Consider the following 18,573-nt stretch of genomic DNA (forward strand, 5'->3'; position numbering starts at 1 on the left):
GCGACGAGCGCCCGGTACGCGTCCATGCCGGATATCGACGCCGCCTTCATCGTTTCGGCGGACGGCGGGAACACGCGGCGTTCCTGAAGAACGGATTCAATCGCTGACATCGACTACCCCTTGGTGAAGATGAAACGTAAACCTGTTGCTGCGTGACGTGGACACGCGGTGTTGCGCTTGTCGCTAGCGCGCCGTGCAGGCGCCTGTCTCTCTACCCTCATGCGCAACGAAATCGGCCGGCTCTTCCCATCGACGCGCAAACCGGCCTGCGGCAGCGCAACATCGGCATCGCTACCTGCTCGCGCGGCATTGCGTTGCACGGATCGCGCAATGGGCAAACTGCCTTCATCCCGCACGGTAAGCGTTGCAACTTACCGTGCACTTACGCGGCTTTGCGCATTCGGGTCATCCCCTATTCCGGGCGCGGCATAACGCATTCAAACAACAAGTGATTCGACTCGCGGCGACGGTTATTCGCGAGTCCATGCAAGCGGTTCGCAAGCCCGCATCGGTATCCCGCGTTCGACGAAGGCCGGCACGACACATCGAACATCAAGCCCGTTGCTGCCATGCTAACTGAACTGGTCATTCCGGTTCCAGCGGCACTGCAACGAGCATGGCTGATCAGGCCGTCGCGCATTGGCCGGCATTGCCGTTTCGTCATCTCAATCGGAACAGCGCGTGCCCTCAAGCGCGCCGCCATGATCCGCGCCAGCGCGTCACGGACGGGTGTCGCGGTACAATGTCGCGCCCCGCGCACCCGATGTCGCTGCGAGAGGCGGGCCGCAGTACCGGCTCCCGGCAATTCGACCGTATGCCTACTTCCGCCATCCTGACCGCCTATGTCCGCTTCGAACCTCGATCCCGGCAGCCGCCCGCCGCGCCGTCGCATGCGTCCGCTGCCGGCCGTCATCTTCATGAGCCGCTGGCTGCAGGTGCCGCTGTACCTGGGCCTGATCATCGCGCAAGCAGTCTATGTGGTGCTGTTCCTGAAGGAAGTCTGGCACCTCGTCACGTCCGCGTTCAAGCTCGACGAAACCAGCACGATGCTGGTCGTGCTGAGCTTGATCGACGTGGTGATGATCTCGAATCTGCTGATCATGGTGATCGTCGGCGGTTATGAAACGTTCGTGTCGCGGCTCGGCGTCGAAGGTCATCCGGACGAGCCCGAATGGCTCGATCATGTGAACGCAGGCGTGCTGAAAGTCAAACTCTCGATGGCGCTGATCAGCATCTCGTCGATTCATCTGCTGAAGACCTTCATCGACCCCGATCAGCGCAGCGAGCACGCGATCATGTGGCAAGTGCTGATTCATCTGTCGTTCCTCGTGTCGGCCGTGGTGATGGCGTGGGTCGACCGCCTGACCACGCATACGCATCCGGAACACTTCCACGAGCCCGCCGCACGGCAACCGGTTTCCCCTCCCATGAAGGCGCAAGAGTGATCGCGCAGCCTTTGCGATCACGATTAGAAACGCCAATGTCCCCACTGAGCTAGCTATGACCGTTATCAAACAGGAAGATCTGATTCAAAGCATCGCCGATTCGCTGCAGTACATCAGCTATTACCACCCGCAGGACTACATTCAGGCGCTAGGCCGCGCGTACGAGCTCGAAGAAAGCCCCGCCGCGAAAGACGCGATCGCGCAGATCCTGACCAACAGCCGCATGTGCGCCGAAGGCCACCGGCCGATCTGCCAGGACACCGGCATCGTCACCGTGTTCGTGAAGGTCGGCATGGATGTGCGCTGGGACGGCGCGACGATGGGCGTCACCGAGATGATCAACGAAGGCGTGCGCCGCGGTTATCTGCATCCGGAGAACGTGCTGCGCGCGTCGATCGTGAGCCCGCCCGAGGGCGCGCGCAAGAACACGAAGGACAATACGCCGGCCGTGATCCACTACGAGATCGTGCCGGGCGACAAGGTCGACGTGCAGGTGGCGGCCAAGGGCGGCGGCTCGGAGAACAAGTCGAAGTTCGCGATGCTCAACCCGTCCGATTCGATCGTCGACTGGGTGCTCAAGACCGTGCCGACGATGGGCGCGGGCTGGTGTCCGCCGGGCATGCTCGGTATCGGCATCGGCGGCACGGCCGAGAAGGCAATGCTGATGGCCAAGGAATCGCTGATGGATGCGATCGATATCCAGGAGATCATCGCGCGCGGCCCGCGTGACTGGATCGAGGAACTGCGCGTCGAGCTGCATGAGAAGGTGAATGCGCTCGGCATCGGCGCGCAGGGTCTGGGCGGCCTTGCGACCGTGCTCGACGTGAAGATCCTGGCCGCGCCGACGCATGCGGCGAGCAAGCCGATCGCGATGATCCCGAATTGCGCGGCCACGCGTCACGCGCACTTCACGCTCGATGGCTCGGGTGTCGCGCGGCTCGAACCGCCGTCGCTCGATGCGTGGCCGAAGGTGCAGTGGACCGCGAACGTCGAGACGAGCCGGCGCGTCGATCTGAACACGCTCACGCCGGCGGAAGTGGCGAGCTGGAAGCCGGGCCAGACGCTGCTGCTCTCCGGCCGGATGCTGACGGGCCGCGACGCCGCGCACAAGCGCATTGCCGACATGCTCGCAAACGGCGAAAAACTGCCGGTCGATTTCACGAACCGGGTGATCTACTACGTCGGTCCGGTCGATCCGGTGCGCGACGAAGCGGTCGGCCCAGCAGGTCCGACGACGTCGACGCGGATGGACAAGTTCACCGAGATGATGCTTGCGCAGACGGGGCTGATCTCGATGATCGGCAAGGCCGAGCGGGGTCCGGTCGCGATCGAGGCGATCAAGAAGCACAAGGCGGCGTATCTGATGGCGGTCGGCGGCGCCGCGTATCTGGTGTCGAAGGCGATTCGCAGCGCGAAGGTGCTCGCGTTCGAAGACCTCGGCATGGAAGCGATCTATGAATTCGACGTCGAGGATATGCCGGTGACGGTGGCCGTCGATGCACACGGCACGTCCGTGCATCAGACGGGACCGAAAGAATGGCAGGCGAAGATCGGCAAGATTCCGGTCGCCACCGTTTAAGCGTTATTCACTTTTTTAAAGCGGCAAGCCGGGGCTTCAGGCCTCGGCTTTTTTATGCCCGCAGCGTCTCGCAATTTAATTTGCGAGAACGATTCTCATCAGCAACTTCTGTTCTTGGCAATTTCGAATCAGACGTTTATTGTTGTGGGAAATCAGATCCCCCCAGTTTTCCAAGAGGTCACACCATCATGCAAGGCGACAAGAAGGTCATTGAATATCTGAACGCCCAGTTAAAGAACGAACTGACCGCGATCAATCAGTATTTTCTGCACGCGCGGATGTACAAACACTGGGGGCTCGAGAAGCTCGGCAAGCATGAATACGACGAGTCGATCGGTGAAATGAAACATGCCGATAAACTCATCGAACGAATTTTCATGCTCGATGCGCTGCCGAATTTGCAGGACTTGCACAAGCTGCTGATCGGCGAGGAAACGAAAGAAATCCTCGAGTGCGATCTGAAACTCGAACAAGGCTCCCAGGTGACCTGCAAGGAAGCCATTGCCCATTGCGAGTCGGTGCGTGACTTTGTCTCGCGTGAAATCTTCGTGTCGATCCTCGAAGACACCGAAGAGCACATCGACTGGCTCGAGACCCAGCTCGACCTGATCGACAAGGTCGGCATTCAGAACTATCAGCAATCCGGCATGGGCGACTCGATCGAGTCGTAGGCGTGGTGGGCTGATCGATGCGCGGTGCTCTGACGTGAGGTCGAGGTGCCGCGCGCGGACTGCTTGAGTGTCATCTGTGTTGTGCTTCGGTCGTACTGCTTCTGTCCTGCTGCTTTCATCCTGCTTTTCACGTGCTTTTAACCTGATAAACTGCCGGCCATTCGCATCGCGCCTTGCACGGCCGGCAACCCTCATGATCACGCGCCGTCGCGTGCGGTGCGCGAATTTCGACCCGAGCGCTCTTTTCGTTCCATGACCGCTTCACTGTCCGCTTCAATCCCCGCAAGCGCCGCGGCCACGGTTGCCGCAACGCCCCGTGCCGCGACTGCGGGGGCCGCGCGCGCGCCGGTCGGTATTTTCGATTCAGGTCTCGGCGGTCTGTCGGTGTTGCGGGCGATACGCACACAATTACCCGCAGAAGAGGCGATCTATGTCGCGGATTCGCAGTACGCGCCATACGGCGAACGCGACGACGACTTCATCTCCGACCGCACGCTTGCGATCGGCGAATGGCTGATCGCGCAAGGCGCGAAAGCACTGGTGGTCGCCTGCAATACGGCAACCGCGCAATCAATCGCGCTGGCACGCGAGCGTCTGCCGATTCCCGTGATCGGCGTCGAGCCCGGCATCAAACCCGCCGCACTGCAATCGAAGACCCACGTCGCCGGCGTGCTCGCCACGCAGGTTACGCTGCGCAGTGCGCGATTTCTCGCGCTGCACGAGCGCTACGCGGCCGATTGCACCTTTCTTTGCCAGCCCGGCCACGGCCTCGTGGAAGCGATCGAGCGATGCGATCTCGATTCAGCTCAATTGCGCGCGCTGCTGCGAAGCTATCTGCAGCCGATGCTCGACGCCGGCGCCGACACGCTGGTGCTCGGCTGCACGCACTATCCGTTTCTCGATGCGACGATCCGCGATCTCGTCGGTGACCGTCTGACGCTGATCGACACCAGCGTCGCGATCGCACGTCAGCTGGAGCGCGTGCTGGAGCAACACGGCTTGCGCGCGACGCGACATGAGGCGGCCGGCACGCCGCGTTTCTGTTCGACCAACGACGGCGTGCATCTGCAACAACTGTATCGAGCCCTGCTCAATATCGAGGCGCCGGTCGAACGGGTGCACATTCCGTCTCGTCGGACGATTGAACTCGATGCGCTGGCCAAAACCGATGCGGGTCCGACGAGCCACGTCGACGCGCCTGTCATATTCGCCGCCCGCTCCCGCCCCGAACCGGAACCTGCCTGAGCGGGCGGCGGCTCGGCCACCCCCTTCCGCCACGCTTTTTTCAGGCTATATCGCCGCCATCCAAGCCTGCCGTGCAAAGCGGCGAAACAGCCAAACCGTGCGCATGTAGCTTCCTGGGGCCGCATCCGCCCGGCCTCCGCGTCGGCCCACGCGGCGCCGCCCCGCTCCCCTGCGCGACGCCCGGCCGCTCGCCAACCGCTTCCACGCCGCTTCCCAGCCGCTCCCTGCGTGCGCCATCCCACCTCCAACCGGCGAAAACCCTGCCAGGGGACTGGTTTTGTTACAAAATTCCCAACGAACCGCTTGCCAAATGGTTGCTAGAAAATGATAATAATTCGCATTAACGTTGCCTATCGCGATCCACCATGATTGTCTGCGTGTGCAAATCTGTCTCTGACCGGAAAATCCGGGCGTCGATCGCCGAAGGCATCGATACCTTCGACGAACTGCAGTTCGAACTCGGCGTTGCCATTTGCTGCGGCAAGTGCGAGGAATCCGTGCGCGATGTCATGGCGCAAAGCGGCGTCTGCGCGAGCCGTTGCGGCGTTGAGCCGCAGGTAGAGGCCGTGCCGCTGACCTTCTACGAACGCAAGGCCGCGTAAAATCTGCCGGCGCGGCAGTCTCCGCGCTCAACCGCCGTCAGCAAGCCACCGTCTTTCGCCATCGGTACTCAGCCAGCGACACGATTCCTCGAGGAGTTCGGGATGGAATTGCTGATCGGTTTCGTCACCACGCTGTGCATCTCGCTACTGATATTTCGCCAATGACGTTGCTTCGCCTGACGTGCTGCATCGACGGCGCACCGCTCCGCTAACATGCAGGCCTCCTCTCCCATCACGGCAGGCTTTCCGCCGGCCGGCGCCGCCCGGTTCAATCCGCGTCTTGCGACGGCGGTCGCCGTCGTTGTCGCCGCGCATATCGCGCTGGTCGTCATCGCGTTGACGATGCGCGACAAGCCGTTGCCGAAACCCGTCGAACTTCGCTCGATCACGGCCGAACTGATCAGCCCGCCCACGCCTGCGGCGGCCGCGCCGGTCGCGATTCAATCGACCGCGACGCCGCCGCCGAAGCCCGTGCCGCCAGTGCATCGCGAGAAGCCGAAGGTTCAGCCGCGCCCGACGCCCGTGCCTAGGCCGACCCCGACGCCGCTGCCCGAAGCCGCCGCGCCGTCGCAGCATGAAATCGCGGCGCCCGAACCGGCGCCGCCTGCACCGCCCGCGCCCGCCGCTCCGGCCGAACCCGCCGCGCCCGCAGCCGGCAAGCCGACGCTCGCGCTGTCGGCGCCGAAGAACGTCTCGCATCTCGATTGCAGCATCGTCGCGCCGGACTACCCGGCGCTGTCGCGCCGTCGCGGCGAAAGCGGCACCGCGTTCGTGCGCTTCGTGGTCGGGCTGACCGGCAAGATCGAGAATATCGAGCTGAAAAAGAGCAGCGGTTTCGATCGCCTCGATGATGCCGCGCTGTCGGCGATGCGCTCGAGTACCTGCAAGCCGTATCTGGAAAACGGCCAGCCGATCCGCGCAACGTATACCCAGCCGTTCGAATTCGGCCTGAAAGACTGAACCCGACTGAATCGTCGAACTGCTGACGCAGTTTTCAAAAACAAGGAATGGCAATGCAAAACTACGGTATGGCCCACGTATGGGCGCAAGGGGACTTCGTGACACGCGGTATCGCGATCGCGCTCCTCATCATGTCGGTGCTGTCGTGGACCGTGATCGTCGTCAAGAGCCTCGGCGTGATGCGCCTGAACCGGCTGACGAAGAATGCCGAACGCGCATTCTGGCATTCGGACGATCTCGCCGAAGGCATCACGAAACTCGGCAGCGGCAAGTCGACGCCGCAGGACAACCCGTTCCTCGCGCTCGCGCTGTCGGGCCAGGAAGCCGCCGATCACCATCATCAGACGCAGCCGCATCTGCATGACCGGATGGACGTGTCCGACTGGATCACGCGCTGCCTGAAAGACACAATGGACGATTGCGTCGGACGCATGCAAAGCGGCCTCGCGATTCTCGCGTCGATCGGCAGCACCGCGCCGTTCGTCGGTCTGTTCGGCACGGTGTGGGGCATCTATCACGCACTGCTCACGATCGGCGCGACCGGTCAGTCGTCGATCGACCAGGTGGCAGGCCCGGTCGGCGAGGCGCTGATCATGACCGCAGCGGGTCTGTTCGTCGCGATTCCCGCAGTGCTCGCTTATAACGCGCTGACGCGCGCGAACAAGACCATCGTCACGAAGCTGAACCGTTTCGCGCACGGCCTGCATGCGTTCTTCGTGACGGGCGCGCGCCTGTCGTCGTCCAAACGCAGCCCGGACGGTCTGCGGCTCGCGACGCCGCGCCGTGCCGCTCACGCCGCCAATGCGAACTGATTGACGAGGCACTTCGATGGCAATGAGCCCTTTCGCCGGCGATGAAGACGACGGCCTGATGAATGAAATCAACATGACGCCGCTCGTCGACGTCATGCTGGTGCTCCTGATCGTTTTCATGGTGACCATTCCGGTCATTCGCCATGCAGTGAAGATCGATCTGCCGCACGCGAGCAGCCAGAAGGAAGACACGAAGCCCGCGCAAATCACCGTATCGATCGATGCGGATGGCGACGTACTGTGGGAAGACAAGAAGATTTCCGACGACGAACTGCGCGCGAAGATCGCCGCGGCGGCACAACAAACGCCGCAACCGGAACTGCATCTGAACGCGGATCGTAAGGTCGCCTACGAAAAAGTCGCGGATGTGATGTCCGCCGCGCAAGCGGGCGGACTGACGAAAATCGGTTTCGTGACGCAACCGAAACCGCAATAACGGCGGGCCGCGTGATGCGGTGCGCATGCTCTTCCCTGCCCTGCGTAATCGTTGCGGCCGCATCGATTACGCAAGCGCGCTTCAGACGTTCACCGCTGGACGCAGCAGACAAAGTAAAAGGCCTTCATCAACGGATGAAGGCCTTTTTCATTGCGCACTCGGCGCCTTCGGGCAGCGGGTTACTTGCCATCGGAAGATTGGCTCGCATCACCGCATGCGACAGCCGTGGTCGACACGGACAGCGCGGTCAGCCCTATCAGGCTCGCTATGATAGCGGCCATGAGTTTTCGCATAGGACACTCCTTTGCGAACGGGATTCCAATATAGGCCCGGCAGCGCGCGCATTCAAGCAAACCGCCATTGAAAGTACTGATCGGCGCGCGCACCCGAATGTCTGCCTCAACTCCGTACGATGCAGCACAGGTCGCGCTTACACAACTGTAAAGATAGTTGGCACTGCCTACAGCGCCTCCTCGCGCGCCCGTTCGTCCGCCACGCTCGTGGGACACTCGCGCGTGATGTATTTGCCTGAATCCGGGTCGAGCATTTCAACGAGGTAATCGACGAACGTTCGCACCGCAGGCACCATGCCCTGCCGAGACAGAAACACCGCATACAGTTGCGGCCACGGCAACGTCCAGCCCGGCATCACCGGCGACAGCAAGCCGGAGCGCAGCGGCGCGCCGTACATCATCTCCGGCAGCGCCGCGATGCCCACGCCCGCCAGCGCCGCTTCGCGCACCGTGGCCAGATCCGCGGTGACCAGACGCGGCTCGTGCTCGTGCACGTGGCGGGCGCCGTCGGGCGCGATCAGATTGAAGACGTGACGGCCGTCGCCCGTCGGCGTATCGAGCGTTTCGAAGCGCGCGAGATCCGACGGCTGCAACGGCGGCGCATGCTGGCCCAACAGGCTCGGCGCGCCGACCAGCATCTGCTGGGTGCGCCATAGCGGCCGCACGATGATGCTGCTGTTGTCCGGCGGATCCGACCGCACACGCAACGCAACGTCGACCGAATCTTCGAACAGATCGACGACACGATTCGTCACCCGCATCACCACGCGCACTTCCGGGTAGCGATGCATAAACTCGGGCAGAATCTGCGACATGATGGTCTGCGACACGGTCACGGGCACGCTGACGCGCACGGTGCCGCGCGGCGACGAACGCAGTTGCTGCACGACGTTTACCGCCGCCTGCGCTTCCGCCAGCATCGCCTGACAGTGCTGATAGAACAGATGACCGGCTTCGGTCAGCGCGAGCTTGCGCGTCGAGCGCTGCAGCAGACGCACGCCGAGCGAGGCTTCCAGCTCGGTCAGACGGCGCGACAGGCGCGACTTCGAGATGCCCAGCACGCGCTCGGCGGCGGAAAATCCGCCGTGTTCGACGACCTGCGAAAAGTACATCAGGTCGTTCAGATTATGCGAATCGATCTTCATGTCATCGTTCCACTAGCAGAACAATCCATTGCGGCATACCCACTACAAACGCCAAAAGCGGTCCATATAATAGCCGTACGTTTCAAAAATGACGCTATTACCCACTTTTTAGAGGTGACTTTGATGAGCTCGACCCGCACGATCGAACGCACGTATCCGGCCGTTCGCACGACCGAAGGCGGCGGTTTTATCGTCCATCGCCCGTTTCCGACGCGCATGCTGATGGACTTTGACCCCTTCCTGCTGCTCGACGAAATGGGCCCGATCGACTACGCGCCGGGCGAAGCGAAGGGCGCACCCGACCATCCGCACCGCGGCTTTGAAACGGTCACCTATGTGCTCGAAGGGCAATTCGGCCACAAGGATTCAGCGGGGCATTCCGGCACGCTGCATGCGGGCGATGTGCAGTGGATGACCGCGGGCGCGGGCGTCGTGCATAGCGAAATGCCCGATCCGTCGTTCGTCGCAACGGGCGGCCGCGTTCACGGTTTGCAGTTGTGGGTGAATCTGCCGCGGCGCGACAAGATGATCGCGCCGCGCTACCAGGAAATCCCGTCGACGCGCATTCCGGTCGCCACGTCGGCGGATGGCAAGGTCAGCGTGAAGGTGATTGCAGGCGAAGCGCTCGGCGCGAAAGCGGCCATCGAAACGCGCACGCCGATTCTTTACCAGCATTTCACGCTGCAGCCGGGCGCGCAGATCGTGCATCCGGTGCCGCGCGATTTCCGCGTGTTCGCATATGGCCTGTCGGGCACCGGGTTGTACGGCGAAGGGCGGCAACCGATCGAAGCGCAGAAAATGGTCGTGTTCGGCGCCGACGGCGACCAGATCGCGCTGGCTGCCGGCGACGAGCCGCTCGACGTGCTGCTGTTCGGCGGCGTGCCGCTGAACGAACCGGTGGTGCGCTACGGCCCGTTCGTGATGAATACCGAGGACGAAATCCGCCAGGCGGTGATCGACTTCCAGGCGGGGCGCATGGGACGCATCACGCACTGAGCCGCGCCGGCGCGGGTGTGATCGGCGACGCGACGATCTATCACGCGATTTCAGTCACAATAGCGGTTCGCCCGCGTGCGGCGCATCGCGTCGCACGCTGCAATCCATCCGCAGATCCGCACAGGAGCATGTATGGCTGAGTCCAAGGTCGCCGCACACATCGGCTCGACGAACTACCAGGTTCTCTTCGACGACGGCGCGCACACGTGGCTCGCCGATGAACCCGAGTCGCTAGGTGGCGGTGACCGCGGGCCGACGCCGGTCGGGCTGCTGCTGTCGAGTCTTGGCGCATGCACATCGATCACGCTGAAGATGTATGCGCAACGTAAAGGCTGGCCGCTCGAAGATGTGCGCGTCACGCTGTCGCTCGAAACCGGCGACGAAGGCACGACAATCGATCGGCAGATTTCGCTCGAAGGGAATCTGTCGGACGAGCAGAGGGAGCGGCTGCTGCAGATCGCCAATGCGTGCCCGGTGCACAAGATCCTGACCCGCCCGATCGCGATTCGCACCGGATTGACCGCCGCCTGAACAACAGGAAGTGTCCTCTTGAACTTCGAACACCTGATCCAGATCAACGATCCGCTGAACCCGCTCGTCGAAGATTTGACGCGCGATCAGTTGTGGGAAGGCCTTGTGCTGCGCGCCGAGCAGCCGCAGCTGTTCGTGCTGGGGCTGGATAGCTGCACGATCCTGTCGCGCACCGGCAGCACGCTCGAGCGCGAACTGCATTACGGCCACGCGACAGTGCGCGATCGCGTCACCCTGCAGCCGAAGGACAGCGTGCGCTACGACATCCTGGCGACTTCGGCGCACGTCGGCGGCTCACTGACCATGACGATCGAGCAGCCCGACTCGCTGCAGCTTTTTCTGCGCTTCGAATACCAGACCACACTGCCGACCACCGACGAGCGTCCGGCCGACAACGACGTGCGTCAGACGCAGGAAATCGTCAAATCCGCGTATCGCGAGTCCGACATCGATACGGTGCGGCTGATTCGCGAATACATGCTCGACCGCCACGCGCCCGATCAGTTGCATTGATGCACTGACCGGTCCGCCGACTGCGCGCGGCGGCGTTCGTCCTTGGCCGCCGCATTGCGACCTTCCGCCGGCCGAGACCTATCAATCCACCTTTCCGATGAATTTTACTTCCTTGTAAATAGGAATGGTTATCATTTAGAATCAACTCCATCGAATCGATCAACCGATGGCACCCATGACGAACCTGACGCGCTCTTCCACGCTCAGCCTGCGCCGCCCGGCGGCGCAGGCCCTGACGACCGGCCGCCCGAGCAGAACGAGCGCACCGGCTGCGGCGCCCTCTGCGGAAGGCCCGGAGCGCCATGGCGGCACGCCGTCGGAAGCGCCGGCCGCCGAGCGCGTGATCCGCAGCGACTCACTGCTACAAGGTCGCAGCCATATCAGCATCACGCATAACGGCGAAACGTACCAGTTGCGCGCGACGCGTCTGGGCAAACTGATTCTGACGAAGTAACGAGTGACAAAACTGCAGACGCAAGCGCGGTAGGAGAGCGCGGCGAAGCAGTCGGTACCGGGTATTGTGGGGACCACCTCTGCGAGAGGTGTTGGGCTTTAGCCAGCCACGACGGCTTGCACGCGAGATCTAGACCCCTTCGTGCAGACACCAAGCCAGCCGTCGAAGCCAGCCAGGCCGCTTTTTTGGTTCTCACTCACAGCAACGCGTTCACACGGCCATTGAGCCGGTGCGTCGCGTCCTGCCATGATTGGACACGAGCCGTGCGGATGGAGACATCGCACGGCTCGCCCGCTTTTGCAAAGCCGACAAACGCCGTCCTTGTTGCGCGCGAGCGTGAGCACACACCGCGCCCCGCGCGCGGCGTCAGCGCGCGCCGGCGCCCGCTTCGTCCAGCGCCGCGATGCCGGCGCGGGCAATCGACGCATCCTGGTCCGACTTCACGCCCGACACGCCGATCGAGCCGACCACGTCGCCGTTTACGATGATCGGCACGCCACCCTCGACCATCGCGACCAGCGGCGCGCTCAGAAACGCGGTACGTCCTTGCTTGATGATGTCTTCGTAGACCTTGGTCTCGCGTCGGCCGAGCAGCGCGGTGCGCCCCTTGCCGATCGCCATCTCGACGGTACTCGCCGCGACGCCGTCCATGCGGTGCAGATACAGCAGATGGCCGCCGTCGTCGAAGATCGTGATGGTCACCTTCCACTGGTTCGCGGTGGCGTGCGCTTCGGCGGCGGCGGCCATCTTCTTGACGTCGTCGTCGGTTAAAACAAGTTTGCTTCTCACGGTCAGGCTCCGTACAAGGCCAAGGTCATCACCCATTCGACACGCCGTCAGCGCGCCCAGCCCCAGAACATCAGCCACCACGCGCTATCGACGACCGCCAGTGCGGCCACGAACCATACCATTGTGAACCCGCGTTGGAAAAGCTGCGCACTGTAGCGCCGCGTGACGAGCCACGCGAGCCATATGCTCCACAGGTTGGCGATCGCGAGGATCGCGAGCCGCACGTCGGCGGCCCAGAAGAGCGGCACATGTTCGGCGCGCAACAGCGACAGCGTGGTCGCCGACAGGCCGAGAAACACGCCGGTGCCCGCGATCGGAATCAGCGCCTGCGCGAGATGATGCAGCCGCGTCATCTCGAAGCGGCCGAGCGTGCGTGTCGCGCCGGCCATCAGCGCAAGCAGCGCGGTGCCGTACACGAGCCCCGTCGCGAGGATGTAGCCGATCACCATCGTGCCGTCGAGCCACGAAAAGACGTCGTTCTGTTCCGGGTAGTGCGTAAACAGGAACCACGGTACATGATCGGTTTCGAGCGGCCATGTGATGTCGCGATCGATCAGCCAGGTCGCGAGGAATTGCTTGACGCCGATAAACCACGGCGACACGGTCCAGTGGAACGCACCGATCGCAATACCAAGCAGCCCGTACAGAATCAGCGCGGTATCCCACGGGCTCGCCTGCTTGTCGCCGAGTTCGACGACTTCCGACGACGGCTTGCGCCAGGTAAGCGCGATCGCATCGCGATGGCCCGCGCAGCGGCCGCACATATGGCACGCAGCGGCGCCCTTCATATTGCGCAACGGCACGAGCGGCGCACAGTTAATCGGAATCACGCGATGCCCATGCTCGCCCTGCCGGTACGAGCGGCGCCATGCGTCTTCGTCGACCTTGTAATGAAACGGTGCAAGCCGCGCCAGAAGCGCGAAAACCCCATTGACGGGGCACAGGTACTTGCACCAGATGCGCTTCTCGCGCCCGTACAGCAAACCGATGATCATCGCCGCGAAGGTCGATCCGCCGAGCACCAGCAGCACCGCCTTCGGATACTGGTAGACGCTCACCATCTGCCCGTAGATCGTGGTGATGCCGAACGCGACGAACGGCCATCCGCCCCAGCGCATCCAGTGCGGAATCGCGCGGCCCCGGCCGTATTTGCTCGCGAATTCGGCGAGCGCGCCTTCGGGGCACAGCACGCCGCACCACACGCGCCCGAGCATCACCATCGACAGCAGCACGAACGGCCACCAGATGCCCCAGAACACGAACTGCGCAGCGAGCGTCAGGTTGTTCCACAGATGCGCGGTATCGCCGGGTAGCGGCGTGAATGCCGGCACCAGGATCAGAAACGCATAGACCGCCACGACGACCCACTGAATGCCGCGGATCGCGGCGCCATGGCGCTGCATCCACTGGCCGACGTCGGCAAGCCGGCCCGGACGACGGCTCGCCACGCTGCTCATGCGGCTCGCCCCGCCTGTCGCTGCGCGAGCGGGCGCTGCGCGCGGCGCATCAGCAGATAGACGACCGCCCAGTACGCCGCATACGCGATCAGGTTCATCAACGCCGGATGCGCGCGATAGCCGGTGAGCGTCGCGACAAGCGAGCCGAAGGTGCTCGAGTCATCGAGGATCGCCGAGGTGTTCCACACCTGGTCGATGATGGTCGGCAGGATTTCCTTGTCGATCAGTTTGTCGACGCCTGTTTCGAAGAGACCCGCGCCGAGGAACAGCAGCATGATTTCGGTGACCCGGAAGAACAGCCGCCATGAAAAGATCTTGCCGCCCAGCTGCAACACGTAGAAGGTGGCAAACGCGAGCACAAGTCCGATCACGGCGGCCAGCGCCTGGTCCAGCGGCACATGCCCCGACTGTCCGAAACCGATGCCGTACAGAAAAATGACCGTCTCGCTGCCCTCGCGCGCCATCGCCAGTGTGACGAGCAGCGTGATGCCCCACCAGTTCGCGTCCTGTGTGCTCTTCTGCAGCGATTGCTCCATCTCGCGTTTGAGCGTGCGGCCATGCTTCTTCATCCACAGCACCATCTGCACGATCAGCACGCAGGCAATCAGCACGATCGCGGTCTGGAAATAGTCCTGGGCATCGCCGGACAGCACCTCGGTGAAGCCGACCAGCGCGGCGCCCAGCCCGATCGCCGCGAGCACGCCCAAGCCGACGCCCGCCCACAGATAAGGCAAGCCGCGCCGCGCATTCTCGTCGCCATTCTTCAGCCACGCATACAGAATGCCGACGACCAGCAGCGCTTCCACGCTCTCCCGCCACACCACGAACATCACCTGACCCATCGAACCCTCCAACCGCATTGCGAAAGAACGCTGGCGCGTTCCCGATCAATCCGTGTCTGCTTACCATTACACACGCGCGAACACACCGCGCATGACGACGCGCACCATCGACCGGCGCGCTCGCGCAGGCTGCCGTTACTTCGTCACTTCGCGACGATCACGCCCTGCGCCTGCTGATGAAAATCGTCAAAGAACTTGTACTCGCCCGGCGACAACGGCGCGATCACGACGAACGACGACGCGCCCGGCGCCAGCACTTTTTCCTTGCGCAGCTCGACGCTCTCGAATTCCGCCGCGCCCTTGCCGACGTTATGCACCTCGATCTTGATACGCTGCCCCGACGGCACTTCGATGCGAGCGGGGTTCAGCTTGCCGTCGTTCATCTCGAGCTTGAAGGTCGGCAAATCGGCTGCCTGCGCGACATCGACGAAGGCCGCCGAACACGCAAACGACACCGTCATGGCAAGCAGCGCGATCCTGTTGTTTAGTCTCATGCACGATTCCTGAAGCGTCCCTTAAGCACGGGCGGCGCCGAATCTATCCCGATTCCGATGTCCGGCGCTACCGCAGATTCAATACCCGCCCTTCTTGCCGATGCCCGCGAAGGTGAAGTCGTAGTCGAGCGTAAACGGCTTGAACCACGGACCCACGCCGGTTTCCTTGTCGACGTGACGGCCGAACGCCATATGGCCCATCTGCATCGGCGGCTCGACCATCAGTTTCAGGTGGTATTTGCCCGGCCCGGACAGCTTCACGTTATCGCCATAATGCGGACCGTCGTTCGCGACCATCGCCATCAGGTCGCCCTTCTGGGACCAGCTCGACCCATTCTTCGTCAGCTCGTAGTGCACCTGCAGATACGGCATCCAGTCGCCTTCGGCAAAACCGGTCGGGTTGTTCTTGACCGCGTGGATATCGGCCTCGAGGTGCACGTCCGAATCGGACGCCTTGCGCATCATCCCCTCGGGATCCATCGTAATCGGCTGCAGATACACGGCGCCGATCTCCATGCCACCTTGAATCTGCTGTTTGCCGATCGGGTACTCGGCGGCTGCGGCCGGCAAGGCAACCGCCATGGCGGCAGCGAACACACCGCTGTACAGAATTGACGAAACGCGCATTGAAACTCCTTTGTTTTTTTGAGCGAAACGGGCCGTCACGACCCGCAGTAACGACCGACTCCAACGCTTCCCACCGAACTGCGAAACAGTAAAGAACGGTAATGCGAACCATTCTCAATACTTGTCGCGAGTTTATCACTCTTCCGTTACCGGGACAAATGCAAAAACGCGCGAAACCGTGTCGCGACAGGGGTTTACGGGGAGCTTGTGATCATCTTGCCGATGCAAGGCGATGGGATCGCAACGCGTGCGGCACGACGCCGCACGCTGCTGCGTGGTTGACCGGCATCGCGCATCCGTCAGTCGGTGCCGGTCAGATGGTCGCCGACGTTTGCGCCAAACACGCGTTCGCGCAACACGGCGAGTTGATCGCGCGCCTGCGCGGCCTTTTCGAATTCGAGATTTTTCGCGTAGTCCATCATCTGTTTTTCGAGGCGCCTGATTTCCTTCGCCAGCTGCTTTTCGGACATGTCTTCGAACTTCGCGCGCTGCTGCTGCTCGCGCAGCTCGGTGCGGGCTTCGTCCGGGTTGTAGACCCCATCGATCATGTCCTTGATCCGCTTGACCACGCCGCGCGGCACGATGCCCATCTTCTCGTTGTACGCGACCTGCTTCGCGCGCCGCCGCTCGGTTTCGTCGATCGCGCGGCGCATCGAATCGGTGACCTTGTCGGCGTACAGGATCGCCTTGCCGTTGACGTTGCGCGCCGCGCGGCCGATGGTCTGGATCAGCGAGCGCTCGGCGCGCAGGAAGCCTTCCTTGTCCGCATCGAGAATTGCGACGAGCGACACTTCCGGAATGTCCAGACCCTCGCGCAGCAAGTTGATGCCGACCAGCACGTCGAACGTGCCAAGGCGCAGATCGCGGATGATTTCGACGCGCTCGACCGTGTCGATATCGCTGTGCAGATAGCGCACTTTCACGCCGTGGTCGGCGAGGAACTCGGTCAGCTGTTCGGCCATGCGCTTGGTCAGCACGGTGACCAGCACACGTTCGCCCGCCTTCACCCGCTCGTTGATTTCGCCGAGCACGTCGTCGACCTGACTGCGCGCCGGACGCACTTCGATCTGCGGGTCGACGAGGCCGGTCGGGCGCACGACCTGCTCGGCCACCTGGCCTGCGGTCTTCTGTTCGTAGTCGGCAGGCGTCGCCGACACGAACATGACCTGACGCATCTTGCGCTCGAACTCGTTGAACTTGAGCGGCCGGTTATCGAGCGCGGACGGCAGGCGAAAACCGTAGTCGACGAGATTTTCCTTGCGCGCGCGATCGCCGTTGTACATGCCGTTCAACTGGCCGATCAGCACGTGCGATTCGTCGAGCAGCATCAGCGCGTCGGGCGGCAGGTAATCGACGAGCGTGGGCGGCGGCTCGCCCGGCAACGCGCCGGAGAAGTGCCGCGAGTAGTTCTCGATACCCTTGCAGAAGCCGAGTTCCTGCAGCATCTCGAGGTCGAAGCGCGTGCGCTGCTCGAGACGCTGCGCTTCAACGAGTTTGCCTTGCGAATGAAAGAATTCGAGCCGCTCGCGCAATTCGGCCTTGATCGTTTCGACCGCGCGCATCACGGTTTCGCGCGGCGTCACATAGTGCGACGACGGATAGACAGTGAAACGCGGGATTTTCTGCCGCACACGGCCCGTGAGCGGGTCAAACAGTTGCAGCGTGTCGATTTCGTCATCGAAAAGCTCGATGCGCACCGCCATTTCCGCGTGCTCGGCCGGAAACACGTCGATTGTGTCGCCGCGCACGCGGAACGTGCCGCGCTGGAAATCCGCCTCGTTGCGCGTGTACTGCATCGCGATCAGCCGCACGATCACCTCGCGCTGCCCGATGCGATCGCCGGTTCTGAGCGTGAGAATCATCTGGTGGTACTCGGACGGATTGCCGATACCGTAGATGGCCGACACGGTCGCGACGATCACCACGTCGCGACGCTCCATCAGGCTCTTGGTCGCCGACAGACGCATCTGCTCGATATGCTCGTTGATCGACGAGTCTTTCTCGATAAACAGGTCGCGCTGCGGCACATACGCTTCCGGCTGGTAGTAGTCGTAGTACGACACGAAGTACTCGACCGCGTTGCGCGGAAAGAACTCGCGGAACTCCGCGTACAGCTGCGCCGCGAGCGTCTTGTTCGGCGCGAACACGATGGCCGGGCGGCCTAGCCGGGCAATCGTGTTCGCCATCGTAAAAGTCTTGCCGGAGCCGGTCACGCCGAGCAGCGTCTGGAACGACAGGCCGTCCTCGACCCCTTCGACGAGGGTCTGGATGGCGCTCGGCTGGTCGCCGGCCGGCGGATACGGCTGGTAGAGCTTGAACGGCGAGCCTTCGAACGCGACGAATTTGGATTCGTCGAGCGTGTCGTTGACTTCACTCAGGTGATGTTCGGACATGGGGCGGGCATCCTGGGCCGAAAGCAAACGACCATTTTAGCGATTTGCGAAGCGGCAGGCTGGGTGTTACGGCGTAGAGGGGGCGCATGTCGCGGACCGACGTGAGCGGCTTTCGCGTTTTTCGCGCTGGCTTGCCGGCGTGGCATGGCCGGGCGATCCGGCACTCAAACTTACCGCGAGTGGTTGCCGACGACTGACAGTAGCCGGGATATGTGGTCATCGCGCTGCATTCCAACAGATTCGCGCCGAAAATCGCGCCAGGATTCGATACAATGGCGCGTTGCGCTTG

At 62.7% G+C, this 18,573-nt stretch carries 19 protein-coding genes; 12 read left to right on the forward strand and 7 right to left on the reverse strand.

Annotation, left to right across the window (positions count from 1 at the left end):
• Positions 1 to 842 precede the first annotated feature (842 nt).
• The 8 genes from HV675_RS29230 to HV675_RS29265 all read left to right on the forward strand — a co-directional run bounded on the left by HV675_RS29230 (position 843) and on the right by HV675_RS29265 (position 7,750).
• Positions 843 to 1,445: a TIGR00645 family protein gene (locus tag HV675_RS29230; protein WP_175114942.1), complete on the forward strand. Its 603-nt coding sequence runs from the start codon at positions 843 to 845 to the stop codon at positions 1,443 to 1,445.
• Between the two features lie 55 nt (positions 1,446 to 1,500).
• Positions 1,501 to 3,024 carry a fumarate hydratase gene (locus HV675_RS29235; protein WP_175114943.1) on the forward strand — a complete coding sequence of 508 codons (1,524 nt, stop codon included), beginning with the start codon at positions 1,501 to 1,503 and terminating at the stop codon, positions 3,022 to 3,024.
• A 188-nt stretch (positions 3,025 to 3,212) separates the two neighbouring features.
• Positions 3,213 to 3,695, forward strand: a complete 483-nt coding sequence (gene bfr / locus HV675_RS29240) for a bacterioferritin (RefSeq protein ID WP_175114944.1) — start codon at positions 3,213 to 3,215, stop codon at positions 3,693 to 3,695.
• 252 nt (positions 3,696 to 3,947) lie between these two features.
• Positions 3,948 to 4,940 (forward strand): glutamate racemase, encoded by a 993-nt coding sequence (murI, locus tag HV675_RS29245; protein ID WP_175114945.1) that lies wholly within the window; start codon positions 3,948 to 3,950, stop codon positions 4,938 to 4,940.
• Between the two features lie 365 nt (positions 4,941 to 5,305).
• The gene (locus HV675_RS29250; RefSeq protein WP_175114946.1) at positions 5,306 to 5,542 is read left to right on the forward strand and encodes a (2Fe-2S)-binding protein; all 237 of its coding nucleotides are present in this window, start codon (positions 5,306 to 5,308) and stop codon (positions 5,540 to 5,542) included.
• A gap of 213 nt (positions 5,543 to 5,755) precedes the next feature.
• A complete protein-coding gene (locus HV675_RS29255; RefSeq protein ID WP_175114947.1) occupies positions 5,756 to 6,502 on the forward strand; it encodes an energy transducer TonB in 747 nt (248 codons plus the stop codon).
• A 53-nt stretch (positions 6,503 to 6,555) separates the two neighbouring features.
• On the forward strand, positions 6,556 to 7,314 hold the full coding sequence (locus HV675_RS29260; protein ID WP_175114948.1) for a MotA/TolQ/ExbB proton channel family protein: 759 nt from the start codon (positions 6,556 to 6,558) through the stop codon (positions 7,312 to 7,314).
• A gap of 16 nt (positions 7,315 to 7,330) precedes the next feature.
• Positions 7,331 to 7,750: an ExbD/TolR family protein gene (locus HV675_RS29265; protein ID WP_175114949.1), complete on the forward strand. Its 420-nt coding sequence runs from the start codon at positions 7,331 to 7,333 to the stop codon at positions 7,748 to 7,750.
• A gap of 460 nt (positions 7,751 to 8,210) precedes the next feature.
• Here the strand turns inward: HV675_RS29265 and HV675_RS29270 are convergent, their stop codons facing one another.
• Positions 8,211 to 9,188: a LysR family transcriptional regulator gene (locus HV675_RS29270; protein ID WP_175114950.1), complete on the reverse strand. Its 978-nt coding sequence runs from the start codon at positions 9,186 to 9,188 to the stop codon at positions 8,211 to 8,213.
• A 123-nt stretch (positions 9,189 to 9,311) separates the two neighbouring features.
• Here HV675_RS29270 and HV675_RS29275 point away from each other — a divergent pair, with 123 nt between their 5' ends.
• From HV675_RS29275 to hemP, 4 genes are all read left to right on the forward strand, one after another.
• Positions 9,312 to 10,184 (forward strand): pirin family protein, encoded by an 873-nt coding sequence (locus HV675_RS29275; protein WP_175114951.1) that lies wholly within the window; start codon positions 9,312 to 9,314, stop codon positions 10,182 to 10,184.
• Positions 10,185 to 10,316: 132 nt separating this feature from the next.
• Entirely contained in the window at positions 10,317 to 10,715 is a 399-nt protein-coding gene (locus tag HV675_RS29280; protein WP_175114952.1) for an OsmC family protein, read from the forward strand.
• Positions 10,716 to 10,733: 18 nt separating this feature from the next.
• Positions 10,734 to 11,228, forward strand: a complete 495-nt coding sequence (locus HV675_RS29285; protein ID WP_175114953.1) for an SRPBCC family protein — start codon at positions 10,734 to 10,736, stop codon at positions 11,226 to 11,228.
• A 175-nt stretch (positions 11,229 to 11,403) separates the two neighbouring features.
• Positions 11,404 to 11,682, forward strand: coding sequence for a hemin uptake protein HemP (hemP, locus tag HV675_RS29290; RefSeq protein ID WP_175114954.1), 279 nt, complete (start codon positions 11,404 to 11,406; stop codon positions 11,680 to 11,682).
• A gap of 366 nt (positions 11,683 to 12,048) precedes the next feature.
• Here the strand turns inward: hemP and HV675_RS29295 are convergent, their stop codons facing one another.
• The 6 genes from HV675_RS29295 to uvrB form a co-directional block, all read right to left on the reverse strand.
• Positions 12,049 to 12,471 (reverse strand): GlcG/HbpS family heme-binding protein, encoded by a 423-nt coding sequence (locus HV675_RS29295; protein WP_175114955.1) that lies wholly within the window; start codon positions 12,469 to 12,471, stop codon positions 12,049 to 12,051.
• Positions 12,472 to 12,518: 47 nt separating this feature from the next.
• Positions 12,519 to 13,928 carry a 4Fe-4S binding protein gene (locus HV675_RS29300; RefSeq protein ID WP_175114956.1) on the reverse strand — a complete coding sequence of 470 codons (1,410 nt, stop codon included), beginning with the start codon at positions 13,926 to 13,928 and terminating at the stop codon, positions 12,519 to 12,521.
• Positions 13,925 to 14,770, reverse strand: a complete 846-nt coding sequence (locus HV675_RS29305) for an FTR1 family iron permease (RefSeq protein WP_175114957.1) — start codon at positions 14,768 to 14,770, stop codon at positions 13,925 to 13,927. Before HV675_RS29305 ends, HV675_RS29300 begins: the two co-directional genes overlap by 4 nt.
• A 143-nt stretch (positions 14,771 to 14,913) precedes the next feature.
• Positions 14,914 to 15,231, reverse strand: coding sequence for a cupredoxin domain-containing protein (locus tag HV675_RS29310; protein ID WP_175114973.1), 318 nt, complete (start codon positions 15,229 to 15,231; stop codon positions 14,914 to 14,916).
• Positions 15,232 to 15,342: 111 nt separating this feature from the next.
• Positions 15,343 to 15,846, reverse strand: a complete 504-nt coding sequence (locus tag HV675_RS29315; RefSeq protein WP_377700649.1) for an iron transporter — start codon at positions 15,844 to 15,846, stop codon at positions 15,343 to 15,345.
• Between the two features lie 344 nt (positions 15,847 to 16,190).
• Positions 16,191 to 18,284: an excinuclease ABC subunit UvrB gene (gene uvrB, locus HV675_RS29320; RefSeq protein ID WP_175114959.1), complete on the reverse strand. Its 2,094-nt coding sequence runs from the start codon at positions 18,282 to 18,284 to the stop codon at positions 16,191 to 16,193.
• Between the last annotated feature and the right edge of the window lie 289 nt (positions 18,285 to 18,573).

It is taken from the genome of Paraburkholderia solisilvae (genome assembly GCF_902859875.1).
Classification (GTDB): domain Bacteria; phylum Pseudomonadota; class Gammaproteobacteria; order Burkholderiales; family Burkholderiaceae; genus Paraburkholderia; species Paraburkholderia solisilvae.